Origin of the sequence: Streptosporangium sp. NPDC049046 (assembly GCF_040649155.1) — a bacterium.
Lineage (GTDB): Bacteria > Actinomycetota > Actinomycetes > Streptosporangiales > Streptosporangiaceae > Streptosporangium.
On the sequence record NZ_JBEZEZ010000017.1, the window covers coordinates 1 to 23,033 of the forward strand.

At 69.7% G+C, this 23,033-nt stretch carries 22 protein-coding genes; 12 read left to right on the forward strand and 10 right to left on the reverse strand.

Annotation, left to right across the window (positions count from 1 at the left end; all coding sequences use genetic code 11):
* Nucleotides 1-230: 230 nt before the first annotated feature.
* From dnaN to AB0B96_RS23695, 3 genes are all read right to left on the reverse strand, one after another.
* Entirely contained in the window at nt 231-1,331 is a 1,101-nt protein-coding gene (dnaN, locus tag AB0B96_RS23685; protein WP_362901872.1) for a DNA polymerase III subunit beta, read from the reverse strand.
* 220 nt (nt 1,332-1,551) lie between these two features.
* On the reverse strand, nt 1,552-2,205 hold the full coding sequence (locus AB0B96_RS23690) for a response regulator transcription factor (protein ID WP_329093772.1): 654 nt from the start codon (nt 2,203-2,205) through the stop codon (nt 1,552-1,554).
* A gap of 2 nt (nt 2,206-2,207) precedes the next feature.
* Entirely contained in the window at nt 2,208-3,740 is a 1,533-nt protein-coding gene (locus tag AB0B96_RS23695; RefSeq protein WP_362901875.1) for a histidine kinase, read from the reverse strand.
* Between the two features lie 156 nt (nt 3,741-3,896).
* Here AB0B96_RS23695 and AB0B96_RS23700 point away from each other — a divergent pair, with 156 nt between their 5' ends.
* The 7 genes from AB0B96_RS23700 to AB0B96_RS23730 all read left to right on the forward strand — a co-directional run bounded on the left by AB0B96_RS23700 (nt 3,897) and on the right by AB0B96_RS23730 (nt 9,373).
* Nucleotides 3,897-4,796 (forward strand): ABC transporter ATP-binding protein, encoded by a 900-nt coding sequence (locus AB0B96_RS23700; RefSeq protein WP_362901877.1) that lies wholly within the window; start codon nt 3,897-3,899, stop codon nt 4,794-4,796.
* On the forward strand, nt 4,793-5,527 hold the full coding sequence (locus AB0B96_RS23705) for an ABC transporter permease (protein ID WP_362901879.1): 735 nt from the start codon (nt 4,793-4,795) through the stop codon (nt 5,525-5,527). Before AB0B96_RS23700 ends, AB0B96_RS23705 begins: the two co-directional genes overlap by 4 nt.
* Before the next feature lie 156 nt (nt 5,528-5,683).
* Nucleotides 5,684-6,427 carry a phosphodiesterase gene (locus AB0B96_RS23710; RefSeq protein WP_362901881.1) on the forward strand — a complete coding sequence of 248 codons (744 nt, stop codon included), beginning with the start codon at nt 5,684-5,686 and terminating at the stop codon, nt 6,425-6,427.
* 331 nt (nt 6,428-6,758) lie between these two features.
* A complete protein-coding gene (locus AB0B96_RS23715) occupies nt 6,759-6,911 on the forward strand; it encodes a hypothetical protein (RefSeq protein ID WP_362901883.1) in 153 nt (50 codons plus the stop codon).
* 134 nt (nt 6,912-7,045) lie between these two features.
* The gene (locus AB0B96_RS23720) at nt 7,046-7,540 is read left to right on the forward strand and encodes a sigma-70 family RNA polymerase sigma factor (RefSeq protein WP_350943522.1); all 495 of its coding nucleotides are present in this window, start codon (nt 7,046-7,048) and stop codon (nt 7,538-7,540) included.
* Nucleotides 7,537-8,253: a zf-HC2 domain-containing protein gene (locus tag AB0B96_RS23725; RefSeq protein ID WP_362901885.1), complete on the forward strand. Its 717-nt coding sequence runs from the start codon at nt 7,537-7,539 to the stop codon at nt 8,251-8,253. Before AB0B96_RS23720 ends, AB0B96_RS23725 begins: the two co-directional genes overlap by 4 nt.
* Before the next feature lie 73 nt (nt 8,254-8,326).
* Nucleotides 8,327-9,373: a CHRD domain-containing protein gene (locus AB0B96_RS23730; RefSeq protein ID WP_362901887.1), complete on the forward strand. Its 1,047-nt coding sequence runs from the start codon at nt 8,327-8,329 to the stop codon at nt 9,371-9,373.
* Between the two features lie 266 nt (nt 9,374-9,639).
* Here the strand turns inward: AB0B96_RS23730 and AB0B96_RS23735 are convergent, their stop codons facing one another.
* Nucleotides 9,640-10,056 carry a helix-turn-helix domain-containing protein gene (locus tag AB0B96_RS23735; protein WP_362901889.1) on the reverse strand — a complete coding sequence of 139 codons (417 nt, stop codon included), beginning with the start codon at nt 10,054-10,056 and terminating at the stop codon, nt 9,640-9,642.
* 94 nt (nt 10,057-10,150) lie between these two features.
* On the opposite strand from AB0B96_RS23735, the gene AB0B96_RS23740 reads away from it, so the two are divergent.
* A complete protein-coding gene (locus AB0B96_RS23740; protein WP_362901891.1) occupies nt 10,151-11,083 on the forward strand; it encodes an NADP-dependent oxidoreductase in 933 nt (310 codons plus the stop codon).
* 18 nt (nt 11,084-11,101) lie between these two features.
* Here AB0B96_RS23740 and AB0B96_RS23745 read toward each other — a convergent pair whose 3' ends face one another.
* From AB0B96_RS23745 to AB0B96_RS23765, 5 genes are all read right to left on the reverse strand, one after another.
* On the reverse strand, nt 11,102-11,695 hold the full coding sequence (locus tag AB0B96_RS23745) for an NAD(P)H-dependent oxidoreductase (protein WP_362901893.1): 594 nt from the start codon (nt 11,693-11,695) through the stop codon (nt 11,102-11,104).
* Between the two features lie 180 nt (nt 11,696-11,875).
* Nucleotides 11,876-12,637 (reverse strand): sulfite exporter TauE/SafE family protein, encoded by a 762-nt coding sequence (locus AB0B96_RS23750; protein ID WP_362901895.1) that lies wholly within the window; start codon nt 12,635-12,637, stop codon nt 11,876-11,878.
* On the reverse strand, nt 12,634-13,239 hold the full coding sequence (locus AB0B96_RS23755; protein WP_362901897.1) for a rhodanese-like domain-containing protein: 606 nt from the start codon (nt 13,237-13,239) through the stop codon (nt 12,634-12,636). Before AB0B96_RS23755 ends, AB0B96_RS23750 begins: the two co-directional genes overlap by 4 nt.
* Before the next feature lie 36 nt (nt 13,240-13,275).
* The gene (locus tag AB0B96_RS23760; protein ID WP_362901899.1) at nt 13,276-14,619 is read right to left on the reverse strand and encodes an MBL fold metallo-hydrolase; all 1,344 of its coding nucleotides are present in this window, start codon (nt 14,617-14,619) and stop codon (nt 13,276-13,278) included.
* Nucleotides 14,620-14,835: 216 nt separating this feature from the next.
* A complete protein-coding gene (locus tag AB0B96_RS23765) occupies nt 14,836-15,105 on the reverse strand; it encodes a metal-sensitive transcriptional regulator (RefSeq protein ID WP_362901901.1) in 270 nt (89 codons plus the stop codon).
* A gap of 237 nt (nt 15,106-15,342) precedes the next feature.
* On the opposite strand from AB0B96_RS23765, the gene AB0B96_RS23770 reads away from it, so the two are divergent.
* Nucleotides 15,343-16,179, forward strand: coding sequence for an alpha/beta hydrolase (locus AB0B96_RS23770; RefSeq protein ID WP_362901903.1), 837 nt, complete (start codon nt 15,343-15,345; stop codon nt 16,177-16,179).
* Nucleotides 16,172-16,735: a TetR/AcrR family transcriptional regulator gene (locus tag AB0B96_RS23775; protein ID WP_362901905.1), complete on the forward strand. Its 564-nt coding sequence runs from the start codon at nt 16,172-16,174 to the stop codon at nt 16,733-16,735. The genes AB0B96_RS23770 and AB0B96_RS23775 overlap by 8 nt, the downstream gene beginning before the upstream one ends.
* A gap of 99 nt (nt 16,736-16,834) precedes the next feature.
* On the opposite strand, the gene dnaB is transcribed toward AB0B96_RS23775, so the two are convergent.
* Nucleotides 16,835-19,465 carry a replicative DNA helicase gene (dnaB, locus tag AB0B96_RS23780; RefSeq protein ID WP_362901907.1) on the reverse strand — a complete coding sequence of 877 codons (2,631 nt, stop codon included), beginning with the start codon at nt 19,463-19,465 and terminating at the stop codon, nt 16,835-16,837.
* 442 nt (nt 19,466-19,907) lie between these two features.
* Here dnaB and AB0B96_RS23785 point away from each other — a divergent pair, with 442 nt between their 5' ends.
* Both AB0B96_RS23785 and AB0B96_RS23790 read left to right on the forward strand, forming a co-directional pair.
* Nucleotides 19,908-21,227: an MATE family efflux transporter gene (locus AB0B96_RS23785; RefSeq protein WP_362902155.1), complete on the forward strand. Its 1,320-nt coding sequence runs from the start codon at nt 19,908-19,910 to the stop codon at nt 21,225-21,227.
* 220 nt (nt 21,228-21,447) lie between these two features.
* Complete coding sequence (locus AB0B96_RS23790) at nt 21,448-23,016, forward strand: amino acid permease (RefSeq protein WP_362901909.1); 1,569 nt, start codon at nt 21,448-21,450, stop codon at nt 23,014-23,016.
* Nucleotides 23,017-23,033: the final 17 nt, after the last annotated feature.

A 23,033-nucleotide genomic window follows, 5' to 3' on the forward strand; every position in this document is an offset into this window, starting at 1 on the left:
CAATAAACACGTGCGAACGGGGCGACCCCCCGACACCCCGCCCCACCCCCTTCATCACCCTACCCGGCCCGCCCCCCCCCCCCCCTGGGGGGGGCCCCCCCGCGACATGAGAGCGCCTGACATGCGCGAGGGCACCCGGCAGGAGAGGCCGGTATGGGTTCGGGACGGACGCGGAGAGCGCTCGTATCGAGCACTCGTCTCGAAACGGCGCGGCCGGCGGCAGGGTCCGATCAGGTGAGGCGCAGGGACATCACGAGGTAGCGGAAAGCGGGGTCGGCATCGCCGGGAACCTCCGTGATGAGGGCCGGTCGGCTCGGTGACTCCATGTTGAGCCTGACGAGCTCGGTCTCGACCCCGTGCAGGCCGTCGAGCAGGAACTGGGACTGGAAGGCGATCTGGATGTCGCCACCGGAGATCTCCGCGTTGACGACCTCGGTGCCCCGGCCGATGTCACCACCGCCCGCCTGGATGAGGACCTGCCCCTGGGCGAAGGAGAGCCGGACCGCGGTGTTGCGCTCGGCGACCAGCGCGACCCGTTTGATCGCGTCGATGAACGGCGTCACCGGCAGGTCGGCCCTGATCGACCAGTCGTCGGTGAGCCGCGAGCGATAGTCGATGAACTGCTCGTCGAGCAGGCGGACCGTGGTGGCCCGGCCGATGCTCTCGAAACCTGCCACGCCGTCGCCCAGCGCGACCGACACCTCGCCGCCGCGCAGCGACCTGGCCACATCGACGAGCACCCGCGCGGGCACCATCGCGGCGGCCGTGGTGCCGGCCGTCTCCGGGCGCCAGTCGAACTCCCTGGCCGCGATGCGATAGCGGTCGGTGGCGGCCATGGTCACGTCGTCACCGGAGATGTCGACCCGGATGCCGGTCAGCATGGGGAGGCTCTCGTCGCGGCTCGCCGCCGGGGCCACCTGATTGACCGCGCTCGCGAAGACCACACCGCCGACCGCACCGATCTTCGGCGGCATCTCGGGCAGGGAGGGAAAGTCCTCGACCGGCATGGTCAGCAGGCCGAACTCCGCGCTTCCACAGGTCAGAACCGCTTCGGAGCCGCTGGTGAGGACCTCCACCACCTCGCCGGGCAGGCTGCGGGTGATCTCCGCGAGGATCCGGCCCGGGATCAGCACCCGGCCCGGCTCCGCCACGACGGCCTCGATCGAGACGCGGGCGGAGACGTCGTAGTCGAAGGCCGACAGCACGAGGTCGCCGTCGTCGGCCTCCAGGAGCAGGCCGGACAGGACGGGGATCGCCGGTCGGTTCGGCAGCACCCGGGCCACCCAGGCCACGGCGTCGGCCAGGACATCACGGTTAACCTGGAACTTCACCTGATCATCCCTTCGTCCCGAACGGCACACCGGGCGCGGAAGCCGTACTTCAACAGCACGCTATCCGCTGAGACCGACAGAACCGGTACCCGGCCGAAGAAAAGCGGATCGTCCGCGCGGGCACCGAGATGAGCCGGCTCGTCGGTGCGCGACGCGCTCGCCGGGAACGGGCTCGGCAGGTCGACCGCGCGGACGTCAGGGGAGATCGCGTCGAGGTGAGTCAGCCGCGGGCGGCGTTGAGGTAGGTCAGGACGGCGAGCACGCGACGGTTGTCGTCGTCGGAGGGTGCGAGGTCGAGCTTGGCGAAGATGCTGGCCGTGTGCTTGCCGACCGCGCTCTCGCTGAGGAACAGCCGCTGGGAGATCGCCGCGTTGGAGCGGCCCTCGGCCATCAGCTCCAGCACCTCGCGCTCGCGTGGGGTGAGCGCGCCGAGCGGCTGGTGCCTGGCGGTGCTCGCCAGCAGCTTCGCGATCACCTCGGGGTCCATCGCGGTGCCCCCCGCCGCCACCCGGCGGACCGCGTCGACGAACTGCTCGGCGTTGAAGACCCGGTCCTTGAGGAGATAGCCGATCGCACCCGAGCCGTCGGCGAGGAGCTCTCGCGCGTACAGCTGCTCGACGTGCTGGGACAACACGAGCACCGGCAGTCCGGGGACGGCCCGGCGCGCCGCCAGCGCGGCCTGGAGACCTTCGTCGGTGAACGTGGGCGGAAGGCGCACGTCGACCACCGCGACGTCGGGTCGCAACCCGGTCAGCGCTCCCAGCAGCTCCGGCCCCGACTCGACGGCCGCCACCACCTCGAAGTCGTGTGCCTGGAGCAGGTGGACCAGGCCGTCCCGCAGGAGATACAGGTCTTCGGCGATGACGACTCTCAGGCTCATCGGCCCAACCATAGGCGGGCCGGCAGGACCTCCGCCAGCCGCTGCTGGCGGGCGTGCATGACGGGGATGAGCGTGCCCGCGGTGTACATGGACAGGCCCAGGAGGATGTTGAAGACGATCAACGGCCACTGCAGGGGTTCGGGCAGGTAGAGCGCGAGGAACCAGCTGCGATACTCCGCGCCGAAGATCTTCATGAACATCGTCACCAGCCCCTGGGGGAAGAGCGGGAGCCAGCCGATCCCCCAGCAGATCCCGACGATGATCGCCTTGCCTCGGGGCAAAGACGACTTGTGGTCCGGCCCGTTCTCCCCCAGAAGGGCGTTGGGAAGGTCGAACGTGGCGGTGGTCGGGCCACCTTTCGGGCTGTTGACCACGAGCACCCCGTCGAAGGCCGCCAACCTGCGCTCGATGCCGCGCAGGCCGCTGCCGAGGGACGGATCGGCGCCCCCCGAGCCGTCGTCGGTGACCACCACCCGCAGCGCGCGGTCGTTGCTGCTGATGTCGATCCACACCCGCTCGGCGCCGCCGTGACGGGCCGCGTTGGTGAGGAGCTCGCTGATCGAGAAGTAGGCGGCCGACTCCACGGGTGAGTCGGGGCGACTTGCCAGGTCCACGGTGACGGTGACCTTCAGCGGGCTGTCCAGCGCGAGGGCCCGCACGGCGTCCCCGAGGCCGCGCTCGGCCAGGACCGGGGGGTGAATGCCCTTGACGAGGTCGCGCAGCTCGACGAGCGCCGTGGAGGAGGCCTCCCTGACCTTGCCGAGCAGGGCCTTGGCCGCAGCGGGGTCCTTGTCCATCAGCTCTTCGACCGCGCCGAGCGTCATGCCCATCGCGACGAGCCTCGCCTGCGCCCCGTCGTGCAGGTCGCGCTCGATCCTTCGCAGCTCGGAGGCCTGGGAGTCGACCGTCGCCAGGCGCGCCTGGTCGAGTCGCTGGACCCGCGCCGCGAGCACGGCCTTGGCCGTGGGCGACAGCAGCAGGTGGTTCCACCGCGCGTACCCCCGCAGCAAGATGGGCGTCGCGAGCAGCGTGAGGGCCGCGGCGAGCACCAGGAGCGGCGAGCCGGCCGCGGGGAGATCGGACCGGAGCGTGAGCAGGGCGTACCCGGCCAGGAGGAAGGGCAGCAGCAGAATGGTGCCGGCCAGCGGGTTGAAGAAGACCCAGAGCCCGTCCCGCCAGGTGGCCGGGTCGCCGAACATCCACTTCAGGCGGTTGTTCCAGTCGGGCCACCGCGGTGTCTTGTAGAGCTGGCGCTCGTAGCGGTACCAGCCGTCGGGCTGGGGACGCACCGGCAGCGGGGACGGCAGGTAGGGGACCGGCACCGCGATCCCGAGCCACCCGCCGGTCAGCCTCCTCGCCACCCCCGTGCGAAACCTGAGCAGCCGGACCATCGGCGGGAAGAAGAAGATCATTCCCAGCCCGAACGTCAGTAAGGACGTGACCAGGATCACGACGACGAGGGCCGCGTCCAGCAGCGCCATCGCTCCCAGGACGAGTGCCCTGCCGACCGTCACCGCGTACGTCTTCATGGGTCAAGTGTCGGTGATACGTCCAATATGTGCCCAGTGGTGGAGGGTGCCCTGCGGGGGTGGGGGTAGCCACACCCCCCTCGGGTGCCTGGCCCGCCCCCGCCGGGGGTGTAGACGGATTCTCCGCGTGCGGCGCGGCTCGTAGCGTCGGTGAGCATGAAGGTCATCGAGGTCAGCAACCTCCGCAAGCGGTACCGCGACCAACTCGCGGTGGACGACGTCTCGTTCACCGTGGAGGAGGGCGAGATCTTTGGAGTTCTCGGCCCCAACGGCGCCGGCAAGACGACCACCGTGGAGTGCGTCGCGGGCCTGCGCGTCCCCGACTCCGGCACCGTCAACGTGCTCGGAGGCCTGCACCGCACCGAACTCAGGGAACAGCTGGGAGTCCAGCTGCAGAGCTCCGCGCTGCCGGAGAAACTCAAGGTGTGGGAGGCACTCGACCTGTACGCCTCCTTCTATCGGAGGCCCGCGGACTGGGTGAAGTTGATGGAGCGCGTCGGGCTCGCCGACAAGCGCGACACCCCCTACGGCAAGCTCTCCGGCGGCCAGCAGCAGCGGCTCTCGATCGCGCTGGCCCTGGTCGGCACCCCCCGCGTGGCGATCCTGGACGAGTTGACCACCGGCCTGGACCCCCAGGCCCGCCGCGACACCTGGGAGCTCATCGAGCGGATCCGCGAGGACGGCGTGACGATCCTGCTCGTCACGCACTTCATGGAGGAGGCCGAGCGGCTCTGCGACCGGCTCGCCCTGATCGACTCCGGCCGGGTGGTCGCGATGGACACCCCGTCCGGCCTCATCGCCAGGGTCGGCGGGCGGCAGACCGTCAGGTTCCGGTTGTCAGGGCCGCTCGACGACACCAGGCTCGAAGCCCTTCCCGAGGTCACCGGGGTGAGCCGCAGCGGCGGGCAGGTCGCGGTCACCGGCACCGGCAACCTGCTCCTCGCGGTCACGACAGCCCTCGCCGCCGCGAATGTCGTACCCACCGACCTGCGCGTGGAGCAGGCCACCCTCGACGACGCCTTCCTCAGCCTCACCGGAAAGAAGATCTCCTCATGAACAAGATGCTCCTGACCGAGGCCAAGCTCTTCCTGCGGGACCCGGGCAGCCCGATCTTCGCGATGCTGCTGCCTCTCGCCCTCCTGATCGCGCTGGGGCAGATCCCCGGCTTCCGGGAGGCGACCCCCGAGCTGGGCGGGGAGCGGGTCATCGACACGCAGCTGCCCGGCATGATGGTGATCCTCGCGGTGGTGACGATGGCGCTGACCGTCCTGCCGGCGACGCTGGTGAGTTACCGGGAGAGCGGCGTGCTGCGCCGGATGTCCACCACCCCTGTCCATCCGATCCGGCTGCTGGTCGCCCAGCTCGCCAACAACCTCGTGGTGGCGATCGTCGCCACCGTCCTTCTGGTCGGCGCGGGCCATCTCGTCCTGGGGTCGATCCTGCCCAGGAGCCCGCTCGCCTTCGCGGGGGTGTTCGTGCTCGGCACGGCCTCGATGCTGAGCCTGGGACTGCTGATCGCCGCCGTGGCGCCCAACGCGAAGGTGGCGCCGGGCATCGGCTCGCTGCTGATGTTCCCGCTGCTGTTCATGGCGGGGATGTGGATTCCCCGGGAGCTGATGCCCGACCTGGTGCGACGGATCGGGGACTTCCTGCCCATGGCGCCGTTCGCCGACGCGCTCCGCGCCACGTGGGCGGGACACGCGCCGCAGCCGCTGCACCTGGTGGTGATGGTGGCGACCGTGCTGGTCATGGGCGGGCTGGCGGCGCGGTTCTTTCGCTGGGAGTAGCCGGTGCGGCCTACGGTCCGCCGGGGTCCGTCCCACGCGAGGGGCAGGGACGGACCCCGGCTTCTCCTGTTCACACCGGCTTTCCCCGCCCGGTGCGTTCCTGCTCGGCGCTCCGGATGCCCAGCGATGGGAAGCCGGATATGTCACTCTTGACTGATGCTGATCCTGGCGCACGTAAGTGACGTCCACATCGACGGTTCTCCCCGCAGCATCGACAGGACCCGATCCGTCATGCGACACCTGGAGAACCTCCCCGGTCCCCTGGACGCGGTCGTGGTGACCGGCGACATCGCCGACAACGGCCTGATCGAGGAGTACGAGATCGCGCGTGAGCTGCTGACCACGCGCCATCCGACGATCGTCTGCCCCGGTAACCACGACGCCCGTCCGGCGTTCCGCAAGGCCCTGCTCGGCCTCGACGAGGGCGGCAACGGGCCGGTCAACCAGGTCCTCAGGCTCAACGGGCTCACCGTCGCGCTGTGCGACTCCAGCGTCCCCGGGCGGCCCGAGGGCTTCCTGGAGGACGAGACGATCACCTGGTTGAACGGCGTGCTCGCCGAGGCTCCGGACACCCCGGCCCTCGTCGGCATGCACCACCCGCCGGTGTCCCTGGGCATCCCGTACGTCGACGGGATCCGGCTACGGAACCCCGAGCGGTTGGAAGCGGTCGTACGGCGGCACCCGCAGGTGGTTTCCGTCATCACCGGCCACGCCCACACCGCGGCGAGCACCGTCTTCGCGGGCCTGCCGCTCTCGGTGGCGCCGGGGGTCGTCTCCACGCTGCGGCTCAGCCAGGAGCTCGACATCCCGATCCCCGTCGACTACGACCTGCCGCCGCAGATCGCCATTCACGTCTTCGACGGTGGCCGTCTCGTCACCCACGTCCGTCCGGTCCTGTGACATCGCCGCGGCCCGCCCTCACGGCGTGCCGCGGCCTGAGCGGTACGCTCCAGGAGACCCGGCCACTTGACGGCCGTATGTCGTGGAAGATCTGACCTTCCCGTCGGGAGGCCCGTCCCCGGCGGCTCGCGCACCTCGGGAGAGCGGCCGGCCCGCATGTCCTGTCGGAGTGGTGCCGCGACCGGAAATCAGCCTGCTTTCACCCCTGGTGCGAAGGTTTTTCGGCTGACAATCGGAAAACCACATGATCCGTTGAACCCGCGGGGATCCGGCGACGTACTGCCTGCCGACACCGGAAAACGTCCGGCGCCCGAACCGGGGAGGGCACAGCGTGATCATGGACGCCCTGTGGTGGCCCGTTCCAGCGAGCACAGCCGTGATCGCGGAACCGCAGCCCGGCATCCGCGACCGCGAAGCGGCGGGCGACGCCACCCCGCGCTCCGGTCACGGCCGCCCGGCGCGAACCGCGGGAAGCGCGTGGTGACCCGGCAAGGCGCCTGTACCTCCCTGTCGGCCGATTCCCCCGGAGAAGACCCCATCGTGAAAGCCTCCTCCCGGTCCGGTGACCGGCCGCGCCGCTCCCATCGCCTGCGACCGGTCGACGCCCCCGACGACGAGTTGGTCGTCGCGGAGCTGTACCGGACGTACCGTCGGCCGTTGCTCTCCTTCGTCGTACGGCTCACCCGTGGCGACGTGCAGTGGGCCGAGGACGTGGTGCAGGAGACCATGGTGCGCGCGTGGCGCAGCGCGGACCGGTTCGACGCCGACGCGTCGTCCCTGATGCCTTGGCTCGCGACGGTCGCCAGACATATCGTGATCGATGACCAACGCCGTAAGGACGCGCGTCCCCACGAGGCGGGTGAGGGACCACTGGAGAGTGTGCCCATGCCCGATCAGATGGAAGATCTTTTGCGACAGGTCGTCGTGTCGGACGCGCTCAACTCGCTGTCCCCCGCCCATCGCGAGATCCTCAACGAGACCGTCCTGCGCGACCGGTCGGTGAACGACGCCGCCGAGGCGCTCGGCATCCCCGTCGGCACGGTGAAGTCGAGGGCGTACTACGCCCTCCGCGCGCTGCGCGTCGCCCTTGAGGAGAGAGGGGTGACGGCATGACCTCGCGGGTGGAGCACACCGATGTGGGCGCGTACGCCCTGGGCATCCTCGGGGAGCCCGACCGGACGGCCTTCTCCGACCACCTCGCCACCTGTCCGTCCTGCACCGCGGAGCTCCGGGAGCTGTCGGGGGTGGCGGACGCGCTCGCCGGCATCGGTCCCCTCAGGGACGACGTCGCGGGTGCCGGCGAGGGAAATCCCACCGAGGTGGTCAACCTGCTGCGCCGCCGCAGGACGGCTGACCGGCGTGCCCGCAGGGGCACGTTCGTGATCGGCGCCGCCGCGGCCGTCACCCTTGTCGCCGGAGGGATCGCGGCGGGCACCGCGATCTCCGGCGAGGGTGGCAGCGTCCCCGTCGGTCACTCCGCGCACGGTCCCGCGGAAGAGGCGTATCGGACAGGCACCCCGCTCGCCGGTAAGGGCGCCTCCGGGGTCACCGGCGGCCTGGTGCTGGAGGCGAAGGGCTGGGGCACCCACGCCGTCCTGGAGCTCAAGGGCGTCAAGGGGCCGCTGGAGTGCGAACTGGTCGCCGTCTCCCCGACCGGCGAGCGGCGTGTGGTCACCGGATGGGCGGTGCCCGAGCGGGGATACGGGGTTCCCGGTTCCCCGGAACCGCTCTACGTGCACGGCGGGGTCGCCTGGGGACCTGCGGGGATAGACCACTTCGAGGTGCGCACGAACGGCGGGGACACGCTGCTCACCGTCGCGGTCTGACCGGGCATTGTAGCCCTCCCGTTCTGCGGGGGGGCTTTTTCCCGGCCGTTTCCCTCTGCGTATTTTTACGTATTTGAATGTTGAACCATCGTCGGACGTGGCGCCGTACAACCGGCTGAAGAACGCAGCAGCCCCTTACAGCTACGAGAGGTCCACGATGTCCAAGCGGTCCATGCGCAGCACCCTCACCGTCTCCGGCGTGGCCATCGCCGCGACCATGCTCTCGGCACTCTCCGCGACCCTCGCCCCGGTCGCGCAGGCCGGCACGACCGCGGCCACACCGTCCGGCACCGCGAGCACCGCGGACGCCTACTTCGCGGGCACCCTGCTCGGCAAGAACGAGGTGCCGACCAGCGGCGGTCCCGCCGTCGGTGACAAGGACGGCAAGGCCGTCGCCGTGGTCCGCATCCGCGGCAACGAGGTCTCCTACGCCGTACGGTGGGAAGGGACGGACACCCCCACCGCGTTCCACATCCACCAGGGCAAGGCCGGCAAGAACGGCGACGTGAAGGTCGGCTTCTTCATGGAGGCCCTGCCCGGCGGCAGCAAGGCCATCCTCGGCAGCGTCAGGATCAACGACGGCGGCCTGCTGGCGGGGATCAGGAAGAACCCGAAGAACTGGTACCTCAACCTGCACACCGCCGAGTTCCCGGGTGGCGCGGTACGCGCCCAGATGCACAGGATCAGCCCGACCAACCTGTCCAACGTGCTCGCCGCCGGCGTGCGTCCCGTCTACCACTCCAACGCCGATGGCCGCCAGGAGGTCCCGGTCCCCGGCAAGAAGGTCGGCGACCCGAACGGTCGCGCCGAATGGCTCGTCGGCATCAAGGGCTCGAAGGTCTACTACGCCACCATCTGGGAGAAGCTCGCCGCCCCCACCAACGGGCACATCCACCGGGGCAAGAAGGGCAAGAACGGCGATGTCGTGATCGACTTCTTCGCCGACTCGAACGGCCTGCCCAAGGGCGTCACCGGGATCGCGGGCACCGCGTCGGTGAAGCCCGACATCGCCCGGGGCATCAAGAAGAACCCGAAGAACTGGTACACCAACCTGCACACCACCGAGTTCGGCGGCGGCGCGGTGCGCGGTCAGCTCTACAGGTCCGGCGGCGGCTGGTGAACCGACGTCCGGGGATCGCGCCGCGGCGGTGAGTCCGGGACGCGGAGGGGATCCACGGTCGTCACAGATCACCCGTGACCCCGGAGACGACGGCGCCCGCCACACGGAGTTCGTTCCGCGTGGCGGGCGCCGCCGCGCGTGGTGACCGGCGGCGGGCCCGGATCCCGGACGGGGACCGCGCACGCCCGGGTCCTGGACGGGCCGAGATCCGCTCGGTTCGTCCAGGGGCCGCGCACGCTCGCCCCGCAGACGAACGCCGGGTCCGCTCAGCTCGTCCGGACCGGTCTGGGCTCCTCGGCCGTACGGAGGTCGTAGCGCTCGCGAGCGGTCATGATCTCGGCCACGTGCTTCTCCGACCAGCTCTTGATGCCCTCCATCAGCGCGACCACGCTGTGCCCCAGCGTGCTGAGCTCGTACTCCACCCGGGGCGGGATCGTCGGGTAGATCGTGCGGATCACCATCCCGTCGCGTTCCATGTTCCGCAGTGTCTGGGTGAGGCTCTTCTGGGTGATCCCATCGAGCCTGCGGCGAAGCACGCCGAACCGGACCGGACCGTCCCGCAGGGCGTCCACCAGCAGGCAGGTCCACTTGTTCGCGATCGCCTCCAGGACCTTCCGTGAGCCGCACTCCTTCAGGTACGCGTTGACGGCGCCGTGATCTCGCAGGTGAGAAGTGGTTTCCATAAGGTACCTATATCGCTAAAAGGTGCCTTCTTCCATATAGATACCGACTCCAGGGAGATTGATCTCGACAAACTTCCCTTCAGAGGAGATCACGATGCGTGTCATCACCCAGTCCGCCGTCGGCGCCCCTTCCGTACTCGATGTCGCCGAGGTCGACCGGCCGGAGCCGGATCACGGACAGGTCCTGATCAAGGTCGGCGCCGCCGGGGTGAACCCGGTCGACGAAGTGGTCCGCGCCGGGCTCATCCCACTGCTCGGCCCGCCGCCCTTCACCCTCGGCTGGGACGTCGCGGGCACGGTCGAGTCCACGGGACCCGGCGTGTCCGCGTTCGCCCCCGGTGACGAGGTTCTGGGCCTGCTCGCCTTCCCCGACGCCGGCAACGCCTACGCCGACTACGTGCTCGCCTCGCCCAACGAGATCGTCCACAGGCCCGCGCCCCTGCCCGTGGAGCAGGCGGGAGGACTCCCGCTCGCCGGGCTCACCGCCTGGCAGGCGCTGGTCGGCATCGCCCGCCTCGACGAGGGGCAGCGGGTGCTCGTTCACGCCGCCGCGGGAGGGGTCGGCCACCTCGCCGTCCAGATCGCCGCGTACCTCGGGGCGCACGTCACCGGCACCGCCCGTGCCGCCAAGCACGACTTCCTGCGCGGGCTCGGCGTGGACACCCCGATCGACCACACCGCCGTCGACTTCGTCACGGAGACCGAGCCGGTGGACGTGGTGTTCGATCTGGTGGGGGGCGAGTACGGAGAACGTTCCGCCGCCACGCTCAAGCCCGGCGGCCTGCTCGTCGGAGCGCTGGGACGCAACCTCGGCATCACGCCGGAACGCGCGGCCGAGCTGGGCATACGGCTCGCGGTGGTGAGTGTGCGTCCCTCGGCGGCCGACCTGTCGCGGCTGACGGCGCTGACGGAGTCGGGACGGCTCAGGGTTCACGTGGATCAGACACTGCCGCTGGCCGAGGTGGCGAAGGCGCACGAACTCCTGTCGACCCGCCGCACCACCGGGAAGATCGTCCTGATCCCCTGACCTACCGTCCCCCTCGGCTCAGGTGACGTAAGGGCGGGCGGTCCTTCCCTCACGCAGCGTCCGCGCCCACCAGGTCAGCTGGTCGAGCAGGACCTTGGCCGCGCCGTCGTAGCCCTGCGGGTCGACCGGCTCCCCCTTGTCGTCGAAATTCCTCCGGGCGCCGTGGAAGCTGACGGTGTCTCGGATGGTGACCGCGTGCAGCTCCGCGAAGACCAGGCGGAGCTGCTCGACCGCTCGAAGGCCACCGGAGATGCCGCCATAGGAGATGAAACCAACTGGTTTGGCGTGCCACTGCCGGTCGTGCCAGTCGATGGCGTTCTTCAACGAGGCCGGAAAGCTGTGGTTGTACTCGGGCGTCACGATGGCGAACGCGTCGGCTCTGGCCAGCCGCGAGGTGAGCACCCCCAGAGCCCGCGCCACCTCCGCGGCGGGCGCGGCCCCGAAGCGGGGCATCACCATCGGCAGAGGGGTCTCGGCAAGGTCGATGACATCGACGTCCAGGCTCTCGTGCCGCCGGGCCCGGCCCGCGAACCACTCCGCGACGGTCGGGCCGAGCCGCCCTTCGCGGACACTGCCGACGATCACCGCTAACCGGATCTGCTCTTCGGGCATGACGGTCCTTTGCTGGTCACAGTGGGTCTGTCCGCGCCCTCGCGGCGCCGTACGAACAGGTTCGTACCTCAACCTTGGTTCACGTCAAGCCGGAACCGCGCACCCATCGGCATCGGCTGCCCCCGCCCACGGCGTCCACGGCGGTGGCGGCGCCCTTCCGGCGTGATTCTCCCCGCCCGCTCACGTCGGCACGGTGACCTGCTGGGCGATCACGAACACGCCCATCGCCAGGACGAACCAGCCGAACGCCTTGCGCAGCCGATCAGGGTCGACATGTCCGGCGTATCGGCCGCCGAGCAGTCCGCCCACCGCTGCGGCGACGGTGACCACGGTGGCCAGACTCCAGTCGATGCCGACCGCGCTCAGGTAACCGGCCAGCCCTGCCAGTGACTTCATGCTGATGACCAGCAACGAGGTGCCGACGGCGGCGGCCATCGGCATACCGCCGAGCAGGACGAGCGCCGGCACCACGAGGAAGCCGCCGCCCGCGCCGACCAGGCCGGTGACGACGCCGACGACCGCCCCATCCAGAATGATCTTGCCGAGAGGCAGATGCTCCCGCGTTCTCCCGTCTGCGATCCGGCGTCCGCGAATCATGGCGATCGCGGTGGCCACCATCATCACCGCGAATGCGCCGAGCAACAGCTGCTCGGGCAGATGCGGTCCGAGCAGGCCGCCGCCGTAGGCTCCGGCCATGCCTGCCGCACCGAAGATCAGTCCGGTGCGCCAGCGCACCTGGCCCGTGCGGGCCTGCGAGAGGAGGGCGGTGGCGCTGGTGACCGCGACCACCAGCAGGGACATGGCGATCGCGCTCTTGCCCGCTACTCCGGCGACGTACATGAGCATGGGCACCATGAGGATGGAGCCCCCGCCGCCGAACAGACCGAGTGCCACCCCCACCGCGACGGCGGCCGCAGCGGTGAGCGCCAGGGTGGTGGTCACGAGGTAGCCCGGCCGTCCGGGTGCTCGCCACGCAGCCGCCGCAGGGTGGCCTCGGCGTCGAAGCGCGGTCCTCTGTTGTAGGGCAACCTCGCCAGAGCCATGCCCATGGCACAGGTGTCGGTGATGGCGGCGAACGTCAGTCCGGCACCGATGAATCCCGCCAGATAGCCGGCCGGCGGCCACCAGACGCCGGCCAGCACCGAGGAGGCGACGATACCTCCGGCCATCAGGCGCACCTGCCGCTCCAGGCTCCAGCGCGGCCTGCCGCCGTCATCGGCGCCGGAGGTGGGACCACCGGCCGCGTTCCAGGCGTTCATACCGCCGGCCAGGATCGTGGAGCCCTCAAGGCCGGCGCCGGTCAGCCTGGCGCAGGCCTGGGTCGCGCGGCCACCGGCCTGACAGACGAGAAGCAGTTGGCCGCCGGCGTCGGCGACGATCCGGTTCAGGTGGACGTCGACCTGGTCTAGCGGCAGGTTGACGGCACCGGGGATGTGGCAGGTGGCGTACTCGCCCGGGGTGCGCACGTCGACCACGAGCACGTCGGGATTGGCCGCGATGAGCGCACGGGCGGCGGACACGTCCAGGGAAGGGGTGGAGGTCATGCGTTCGAGATCCTTGTCGTTCAAGGGGAATGGAGGTCAGGTGGTGGTGAAGGTGGCAGCGAGCCGTTCACGCAGCTCGGCTACGCCTGCGCCGTTCAGCACGATCGGCCGGTAACCGGACCGAAGCAGCAGTCCGGCCGCGATGGAGGCACGCCTGCCTGAGCCGCAGGCGATCAGGACCGGCCGTTCCCGGTCCAGCTCGGCGGGAAAGCCGTCGGACACCAGGTCGGGCAGGAAACGCTCGACGGCCCCGGGCATGGGCGTGGCTCGCTGCTCACCGGGCATCCGGACGTCCAGCAGCTGTGCGCCGGGCGCGGTGAGCCGGTCGGCGAAGGCGGGCAGATCCAGCAGCTCGAAACTCGAGGTGACCGCCTGGCCGAGGTCGGTGACGACACCGAGTACGGTGTCGATACCGATCCGCGCGAGCTGGGTGACCGCCTCGCGAGTGTCCTGGCCGGGGGTGGCGATCAGGACGATCGGGACCCGATAGGGCAGCAGCCAGCCGGCCCAGCTACCGAAGTCGGCGCCGAGCTCGATGCCCACGGAGTCGGGCAGCAGGCCCGCGGCCTGGGCGGCCCGGGGGCGGATGTCCAGTAGGCGGGCTCGGCCGGGGACCTGCTCCAGGATGAGTACCGGCACGTCGGTCGCGGGCATGGGGGGCACGCCGAGGGTGTTGGCGGGCCCCATGTGCCGGTAGAAGGTGGGGATCGGCATGGGGGCGGCCAGCAGATGGTCGGCGAAGCTCTCGGGGTCGGCGATGGCCAGCAGCGGGTTGCCGGTTCTCTCCTCGCCGATGGTGGAGGTGTAGCGGCCCGCGCCGGTGGTGGTGCAGAAGGAGCCCTCACCGTGGGTGGGCAGTAGCCGGACGTCACCCGGCAGGCCGGCCAGACGGTGCAGCGAGCCGTACTGGTGGCGAGCCAGGGTGCGTGCCCGTTCTGGCCCGAGCAGGTCCGGGCGCCCGGCTGAGGAGACCAGCAGGCTGCCGCCGGAGAAGACGGCCATCGGCTCGCCGTCGATCAGCACCAGGTAGGAGGTGTGCTCAGGGGTGTGTCCCGGGGTGTGGATAGGGCGCAGGGACAGGCCGCGCTCGCCGGAGATGTCTTCCAGGTGGAAGGCGGGCGTGTGCGGGTAGGCGGCCGCCGCCGCCGCGGGGAGCACGAGTTCGGCGCCGGTACGGCGAGCGGCCTGTTGACCGCCGGAGACGTAGTCGTTGTGCAGGTGGGTCTCCAGCACGAAGCGCAGATTCACGTCGCGCTCCATGGCGGCTGTCAGGAAGCGGTCGATGTCGCGCTGGGGGTCGACCAGCACCCCCTGACCTTCGTGGGTGAGCAGGTAGGTCTGGTCGCCCAGTCCAGGAGTGCGGAAGGAGACGACTTCCATGAGGTACACCTTTCGCTTTCTTATACCCCGGGGGGTATACAAAGGATAAAAAAAGGAACAGCCTGCTCGAATGTCCCGCCTGTCGGCCCTATCGGCCGGGATTCGGCCCGGCGCCGAGCGGCGGCGCTCCAGCGACGGAGGCGCCTCATATACCCGGGGGGGTATATGAGAGACACGGTCGAACCCGAAGTCGATCAGGCCCGGCCAGGAGAGGGTTCAGGCGAGCGCCATGAACAGCTTCTCCAACTGTGCTCTGTCCATAGGGGCCTGCTCGCCGCGGCTTTCGGCCGCCTCGCAGTAGCGCATCCCGGTGGCCACGATCTTGAACCCGGCCCGGTCCAACGCCTTGGAAACGGCGGCGAGCTGGGTCAGGACCTTCTCGCAGTCCTCGCCGGCCTCGATCATCGCGATCACACCACCGAGTTGCCCCTGAGCCCGGCGCAAGCGGGTGACGGCGTCGCCAAGCATCGACTCTTTCAGTTCCATGGCCTCACTATACCCAGGGGGGTATAAACGACAAATCAGCCTGAGCCCCATCGAGACAGGACACCACGCTCGCCGTCGGCTCGCGAGGCGCCACCCGCGCCCTTGAACCCCAACGGTTGCGGTACACGACATTCCGACAGGGGGCGATCGAACAGACTTCCGGGGCCTCGTAGTTGACAGGATAGGCTAATCAGATTAGCTTTTAGCTAACTTAATTAGCCAAACCCGGAGGATGACATGACCGAACACCTCGCCGTCGACGGCGGCACGATCGCCTACGAGGTGACCGGATCCGGCCCGCTGATCGTTCTCGCTCACGGCATGGGCGACAGCCGCGCCGCGTACCGCGCCATGATCCCGTCGCTGGCGGCGGCGGGATACCGGGTCGCCGCGGTCGATCTGCGCGGCTGCGGCGAGTCCAGCGTCGACTGGCCGTCCTGGAGCCGCACCGCCGCCGCCGGCGACCTGCTCGCCGTGATCCGTCACCTGGGCGGTCCGGCCGTGCTCGTCGGCCACTCGTTCTCCGGCGGTGCCGCCACCATCGCCGCGGCGCAGGAGCCATCGCTGATCACCGCGGTCGTCGAGCTGGCGCCGTTCACCCGCAAGCAGTCGATCCGCGTCGGCGACCTGCGGACGAAACGCTTCCGGCAGGGCATGCTGCGGCTGCTCGGCACCGCTGTGTTCGGCAGCGTGCGGCTCTGGCGCTCGTACCTCGAGGTGGCCTACCCCGGCGCGAAGCCGGCCCACTGGGCCGAGCGGATCGGCCGCGTCGACTCCCTGATGCGCGAGCCGGGCCGGATGAAGGCCCTGCAGGCCATGGGCCGCAGCGCCCCGACCGACGCCGGCGCACAGCTCGGCAACATCCGCTGCCCGGTCCTCGTCGTGATGGGCACGCTCGACCCCGACTGGGCCGATCCGCACGCCGAAGGTTCGGCGATCATCGAGGACCTGCCCTCCGGCCTCGGCCGCCTTGAGATGATCGAGGGCGCCGGGCACTACCCGCACGACCAGTTCCCCGACCAGGTGGTCTCGCTCACGCTCGCCTTCCTCCGCTCGGACGCCGCTCGTGCCTAGGGCCGGTCTGGACCCGGCGACCGTGGTCGCGGCCGGTGCCGCCCTCGCCGACGAGGTGGGCCTCGCCAACCTGACGATGGGGTTGCTGGCCGAACGACTGAACGTGCGCACCCCCTCCCTTTACAAGCACGTGAGCGGACAGGAAGACCTCAGCCGTCGTATCGCGGTCCTGGCGCTGAACGAGGTCGCCGACGCCATCGGCGGCGCGATCCAGGGATACGCGGGTCGTGACGCCCTGGCGGCCGCGGCGCACGCCTTCCGCGCCTTCGTCCTGAATCACCCCGGCCGGTACGCCGCGACGATCGGCTTGAAACCGTCCGATCCGGACGATCCGCTGATCACCGCGGCTCAGCGATCGCTCGGCACGTTCAGGGCGGTGCTGCGCGGCTACGAGATCGGAGAGGCCGACATGGATCACGCCCTGCGCATGCTTCGCAGCCTCTGCCACGGCTTCGCCACCCTGCAGGCGGCCCACGGCTTCCAGATGAGCGCGGACATCGAGGAAAGCTTCGAGTGGCTGATCGCCTTCACCGACCGTGGCCTGCGCGCCATTTGAGAATGCCGCCGTCTGGGGCGGGTCCCTCCAGATCCCTCCGGCACGTGGGGGCACGCCATGCGGAACGGTTCACCGGTCGCGGCCCCCCTACGGCGAGGTCTAGTGGGGAGCCATGTCGACGAAACGGCTGTAGTGGCCCTGGAACGCCACGGTGACCGTCGCGGTGGGGCCGTTACGGTGCTTGGCCACGATCAGGTCGGCCTCACCCGCCCTGGGCGACTCGCGCTCGTAGGCGTCCTCCCGGTGCAGCAGGATGACCATGTCCGCATCCTGCTCGATGCTCCCTGACTCGCGAAGGTCGCTCACCATGGGCCTCTTGTCCGTTCGCTGCTCGGGGCCACGGTTGAGCTGGGAGATCGCGATCACCGGGACCTCCAGCTCCTTGGCGAGGAGCTTGATGGCCCTGGAGATCTCGGAGACCTCGTTCTGGCGACTCTCGGTCTTCTTCGGCGAGGACATCAGCTGCAGGTAGTCGATGATGACGAACCGCAGGTCGTTGCGCTGCTTGAGGCGACGGCACTTGGCCCTGATCTCCATCATCGACATGTTGGGCGAGTCGTCGATGAACAGCGGCGCCTCGGCCACCTCGCCCATCCGCCGGGCCAGCTTCGCCCAGTCGTCATCGGTCATCGTGCCCGACCGCATGGCGTGCAGCGCCACCCGCGCCTCGGCCGACAACAGGCGCATCGTGATCTCGTTGCGCGACATTTCCAGCGAGAACACCACAGTGGTCATGCCGTGCTTGATGGCGGCGGATCTCGCGAAATCCAGGCCAAGAGTGCTGTTGTGCGTTGGAATGCAGGTCCTTCCGGCAAGGTACATGTGGTCGGCGTTGTCGACCTCCACGCATCTCACCGGCGTCGAGGGCACCGGCCGCACGTCGACGATGTATCGAACGAGCGCCGACGGATGAGGGGTGGTCACCTGCCGGACGGCCTTGCCGGACAGCCGGAACACCTTGTCCGCCGCCGTGAAGTCGATCATGTAGAAGGTGGAGGAGCCGACGCTTCCGTCTTTGACCGTCCGTGTCCTCGTCGTCGCCCGGTAGCCGAGACTCAGCACCAGTTCGCAGGCGTCCTCGGCCAGTCTCCTGTCGGTGACCTCGAGCTGGATCCGGCCGTCGCGACCGACGTGTCCGTCGGTGTCGAGGAGACCGGCGAGCAGGGCACGCCGCTGCTTCTCGGAGGCTCGCAAATAGATCTGGGGAATGTGCTTGTCTCCGAGGACACCGAGGGTGCGCAGGATGGCCCGCACCGTGTCATGACCGTTCCGGCACGCCTGGCACTGCCGCAGACCGCTGGACGGACCACCGCAGTCGGGACACGTGGTCGCCGGAACCGGACGGGCCCTTCCGCCGCACGAGCGACCGCACGTCCGCGCCTGGGACATCCGGGGCACGAACAGGGCACCGCATACCGTGCAGGGCCGCTCCGTCACGGGCGACGGATGCGGCAGACCGAGTGCGTAGGGGAGGTCGGAGCTCGTACGGGTGACCCGCACCCCTTCGGCCTCCAGGTTGAGAGCGATCTCCGAGTCGATGGTGGTGAACCCGGCACCGTCGGGGTGACCGTCGCCAAGCCATACTCCGAGCGCGTAGGCGGGCAACGGCAGATCCCGCTCGGGCAGGTCGAACGCCGCCGCGACGGCGACGGCGTGGTTCGGTCGCCTGTCCGCCGAGGCGCAGCGCAGTGTGCGGGCGATCTCCTCGGTCGTCACGACGTCCTCGTGGGCGGCGGTCGCGGAGGCGTTCGTCGGCTCCGCCGTCGACGTCTCGTACGCGCTCCCGACGTGCTCGATGAATTCGGCGGGCAGGTGGCTCTCCGAGTCCTGCCGGCGACGCGCGCGCGTGGTCGTCCGCCACTGGTGCCGGGCGTCCGCGACGATCACGGTGCCGTCACTGAACTCCACCTCGTAACAAGGCCGTCCGTGCATCACCTCGGTCGCCGCGACCACCCGTGTCGGCCTGCCGTCCGCACCGATCAGGTGGTCACCCGGCTCGACCTCCCCCATGGTCGTCCAGCCGGCGGGAGTGGGCAGCGGCGTGTCGAGAGCGAGCGCCTTGCCGATGGCGGGCCGGGCCGCCACAACGATCATCTGGCCCGGGTGCAGGCCGTTGGTGAGGGAGTCGAGGTCCTGGAAACCGGTGGGGACCCCGACCATCTGGCCGCTCCGGCCGCCGATGGCCTCCAGCTCGTCGAGGGCGCCCGGCATGATGTCCGCCAGGGGGACGTAGTCCTCGGAGGTGCGGCGCTCGGTGACCTTGTAGATCTCCGCCTGGGCGCGGTCGACGAGGTCGTCGACCTCCTCGTCCTGACCGCCGTAGCCGTAGGAGACGATGCGGGTGCCGGCCTCGATCAGGCGGCGGAGGATGGCCTGCTCGCGGACGATCCTCGCGTAGTAACCGGCGTTGGCCGCGGTCGGGACGATGGCGGTCAGCGTGTGGAGGTAGGCGCCACCGCCGATCCTGGCGACCTCGCCCCGCTTCTGCAGCTCGTCGAGGATCGTGATGGCGTCGGCGGGGTCGCCGCGGCCGTAGAGGTCGGTGACGATGTCGTAGATGATCTGGTGGGCCGGGCGGTAGAAGTCGTCGGACCGCAGGATCTCGACCACGTCGGCGATGGCGTCCTTGGACAGCAGCATGCCGCCCAGGACCGACTGCTCGGCCTCGATGTTGTTCGGTGGGGTGCGCTCGAATCTCGGCTCGAAGACCGGCGGCTCCGCGACGCTCACCACACACCCCCTCTTTCGAACACAGTTACGTTATCTCTATTTGTAGCGGACCGCTGTGACAGTTTCGCGGCTCCACGCCCGGCTGGCAACGCGACCTGTCGACAGAGGTGTGGATAAGCTGTGCACTTCTTCCCCAGAGGTGTGGGCACCCTGGGGACAGTTCTGTGGATAACTCTTGTCCACAGCTGTGGATAACGCTCTGACCAGGGAAAACTCCATCCACCGCCTGTGGAGAAAAGAAAGTTGGGGCGACACGCTGAAAGTCGCCCCAGATGGCATGTCCTGAGAGGTTCATCCCGCCGGAGATCCGCTGGGAGGTAAGAGGCACAATGGATAGGTGCCTCTTACCCCTCGATCCGGCCGACCCGATAGGGCCGACCAGGCCGATCGACCCGACCGGTCCGGTCGGTCCGGCTCCGGCTCATCCGACAAACCAGGTCAGATCGGTCGAGCCGATCGGCCCGGCGGCTCCGGGCGCGACCACGACAGGCAGATCCTGCGGCTCGCGCTGCCCGCGTTCGGCGCCCTGGTCGCCGAACCGCTCTTCCTGCTGACCGACAGCGTCGTCGTCGGCCGGCTGCCCGCCCCCGCGCTCGGCGCCCTGGGAGTGGCGAGCACGGTGCTGACCTTCCTGGTGGGGCTGTGCGTGTTCCTCGCGTACGGCACGACCGCGGCGGTGGCCAGGCAGATCGGCGCGGGTGAGACCGGCCGGGCGCTGCGGCAGGGGGTGGACGGCCTCTGGCTGGCCGCGGGGGTGGGATTGGCGATCATCGTGGTCGTCTGGCCCCTCGCGCCCTCGCTGGTCCACCTGATCGGCGCCGAGGGCGAGCTCGCCCGGCAGGCGGTGACCTACCTGCGGATCAGCCTGCTGGGCGTCCCCGCCATGCTGCTGGTACTCGCGGGCACGGGCGTGTTGCGCGGCATGCAGGACACCACGACCCCCCTGCTGGTGTCGGTGGGAGCCTTCGGACTGAACGCGGTGCTCAACATCGTCTTCGTTCTGGGACTGGGCTGGGGGATCGCGGGCTCGGCCTGGGGCACGGTGCTGGCCCAGTCGCTCGCCGCCGCCGTCTACCTCCTCCTCATCCTCGTCCGGTACCGCGCGCCGTTCCGCCCCGACCTGGCGGGCGTACGGGCGGCGGGCTCGGCGGGGGTCGCCCTGATCATCCGCACGGCGTGCCTTCAGGTGGTGCTGGCCGTCGCGACCACCGTCGCCACCCGCATGGGGGAGCAGCAGATCGAGGCGCACACCGTCGCCATCAGGATCTGGACCCTGATGGCGTTCGCCCTGGACGCGATAGCCATCGCCGGGCAGGCGATCACCGGCCGCGCGCTGGGCGCCGGTGACGTGGCGGGAGTCCGCGGCGCGACCCGGAGGATGGTGGCCTGGGGAGTCGGCTCGGGCGTGCTGCTCGGCCTCCTCGTGGTGGTGGTCAGGCCGTTCGTGCCCTCGCTGTTCGACGCGGGCCCCGTCGTCTCCGCCGAACTGCTCGGCCTGCTCTGGGTGGTGGCCGCCCTGCAGCCCGTCGCCGGGGTGGTGTTCGTGCTGGACGGCGTGCTGATCGGTGCCGGAGACCGGCGCTACCTCGCCTGGGCGGGGGTGTGGACGACGCTCGCCTATCTGCCCGCCGCGTTCCTGGTGGATCTCCAGGGCGGCGGTCTGGTCGCGCTCTGGCTGGCGCTCGGGCTGTGGATGGCGGCCCGGCTGGTGACCCTGTCGACGCGGGCGTACGGCACGGCGTGGTTGGTGGTCGGCGGCTGAGACGGTCGAGCGTCCACGCGTGGTCAAAAAGTAACGCATCGTATCCGGCGGACAGGTAATTCTTGCGTGACACTGTGGTGTCCACCACGTGATGGGATAGCCCTTGACCTGCGAAACTCTCCTGCGGCACTGTGAGACAAGTCCCTCGATACAGGGTTAAAAGCCCACCACGATTGGTCACGTCGTGCCCAAAGGCCCTTCCCCCTCGATCGTTCGCCGCATGCCGCCGGGCCATGCCACCGACCGGTGGACCGGTGCGCGCCACGGCCTCCCCACGGCCTATCGCGGGGCGGACCTCATCGTCCTCGGCATCGGTGTCATGATCGGCGCGGGAATCTTCGGCCTCGCCGGCCGCCAGGCGGCGAGCATGGCCGGACCCGGCGTGTTCCTCTCCTTCATGATCGCTGGAATCACCAGCCTGCTCGTGGCCTTCTGCTTCGCCGAGCTCGCCTCCGCGATGCCGACCGCGGGAAGCGCCTACACCTTCGCCTACGTCATCTTCGGTGAGGTCTGGGCCTGGGTCGTGGGCTGGGCGCTGATCCTGGAGCTCCTCCTCGCCGCGGCGGCGGTGGCCCGCGCCTGGTCGCTCTACGCCGCCCAGATGCTCACCGACCTCGGGGTGAACCTTCCCGGGGCGGTCGCGGGCATGGTCGGCCAGAGCATGGGTTTCGACCTGTTCACGCTGTTCATTCTGGTGATCCTCACCGCCGTGGTGGCCCTGGGCGCCCGTGTCGGACTGCGCACCCTGTGGATCATCGTGATCGCCAAGCTGCTCGCCATCGGCGCGGTCATCGTGATCGGCGCCCTCCACTTCGACCGGCGCAACCTCGCGGCCATCCCGGTGCCGGCGACGCCCGGGGGAAAGGCCGAGGACGCCCTGCACTCCCCGTTGCTCGGTCTCCTCTTCGGCCAGACGGGCGCGTTCGGCTGGTTCGGCATCTTCGCCGCCTCGGCGGCCATCACCTTCGCGTACATCGGTTTCGACGTCGTGGCCACCGCCGCCGAGGAGGCCGAGGACGCCCCGCGCTCGATCCCGAAGGGAATCATCCGCGGGCTGGTGATCACCACGGTCATCTACATCGCGGTCGCGGTGGTCATGGTCGGGATGATCCCGTACGACGAGATCGACACGGACGCACCGCTCGCCAGCGCCTTCCGCGACGCGGGCGTGGGTTTCATGGTGCACGTCATCAACATCGGGGCGGTGCTCGGCCTCACCACCGTCATCCTGGTGCTGCTCGTCGGCCTGACCCGGGTGATGTTCTCCATGGCGCGCGACGGGCTCATTCCCCGCCCGCTCTCCAAGATCAACCGCAGCTATCACAGCCCGACAAGGGTCACCCTGGTCATCGGCTTCGTCGCGATCCTGCTGGCCGAGCTCGTGGACGTGCTGACGCTCGAACCACTGGTCGTGATCGGTGCCCTGTTCGTGTTCATCGTCGTGGCCGGCGGGGTGATCCGGATGCGGCAGACGATGCCGGAGCTGCCGAGAGGTTTTCGCACCCCGCTCTCTCCCGGCCTGCCGATCGCCACGATCCTCGCCTGCCTGTGGCTCATGGTGAACCTCCAGCTCATCACCTGGCTGTACTTCATCATCTGGATGGCCTTCGGTGTGCTCGTCTACCTGGTGTACGGCAGACGCAACAGCGTGCTCGCCACGATGGCGCGCCCCGTCCCCGAGGCTCCCGCCGACCCCGCTCCGGGGCGGTACGACCCTGCACAGGGCCCTCCCGGCCGGCCCGGCGGCCCCGGGCCCACGGCCGGACCTCGCGGCAGGCACCGGCGCTGAGCGGACCGTCCACCGCG

Bases quoted from the DNA above. Each gene is read 5' to 3' on its own strand.
- AB0B96_RS23725 (WP_362901885.1), top strand. From the start codon at position 7,537: ATGACCTCGCGGGTGGAGCACACCGATGTGGGCGCGTACGCCCTGGGC.
- AB0B96_RS23705 (WP_362901879.1), top strand. From the start codon at position 4,793: ATGAACAAGATGCTCCTGACCGAGGCCAAGCTCTTCCTGCGGGACCCG.
- AB0B96_RS23740 (WP_362901891.1), top strand. From the start codon at position 10,151: ATGCGTGTCATCACCCAGTCCGCCGTCGGCGCCCCTTCCGTACTCGAT.
- AB0B96_RS23695 (WP_362901875.1), bottom strand. From the start codon at position 3,740: ATGAAGACGTACGCGGTGACGGTCGGCAGGGCACTCGTCCTGGGAGCG.
- AB0B96_RS23700 (WP_362901877.1), top strand. From the start codon at position 3,897: ATGAAGGTCATCGAGGTCAGCAACCTCCGCAAGCGGTACCGCGACCAA.
- AB0B96_RS23755 (WP_362901897.1), bottom strand. From the start codon at position 13,239: ATGACCTCCACCCCTTCCCTGGACGTGTCCGCCGCCCGTGCGCTCATC.
- AB0B96_RS23745 (WP_362901893.1), bottom strand. From the start codon at position 11,695: ATGCCCGAAGAGCAGATCCGGTTAGCGGTGATCGTCGGCAGTGTCCGC.
- AB0B96_RS23735 (WP_362901889.1), bottom strand. From the start codon at position 10,056: ATGGAAACCACTTCTCACCTGCGAGATCACGGCGCCGTCAACGCGTAC.
- AB0B96_RS23710 (WP_362901881.1), top strand. From the start codon at position 5,684: ATGCTGATCCTGGCGCACGTAAGTGACGTCCACATCGACGGTTCTCCC.
- AB0B96_RS23765 (WP_362901901.1), bottom strand. From the start codon at position 15,105: ATGGAACTGAAAGAGTCGATGCTTGGCGACGCCGTCACCCGCTTGCGC.
- AB0B96_RS23770 (WP_362901903.1), top strand. From the start codon at position 15,343: ATGACCGAACACCTCGCCGTCGACGGCGGCACGATCGCCTACGAGGTG.
- AB0B96_RS23790 (WP_362901909.1), top strand. From the start codon at position 21,448: ATGCCGCCGGGCCATGCCACCGACCGGTGGACCGGTGCGCGCCACGGC.
- AB0B96_RS23760 (WP_362901899.1), bottom strand. From the start codon at position 14,619: ATGGAAGTCGTCTCCTTCCGCACTCCTGGACTGGGCGACCAGACCTAC.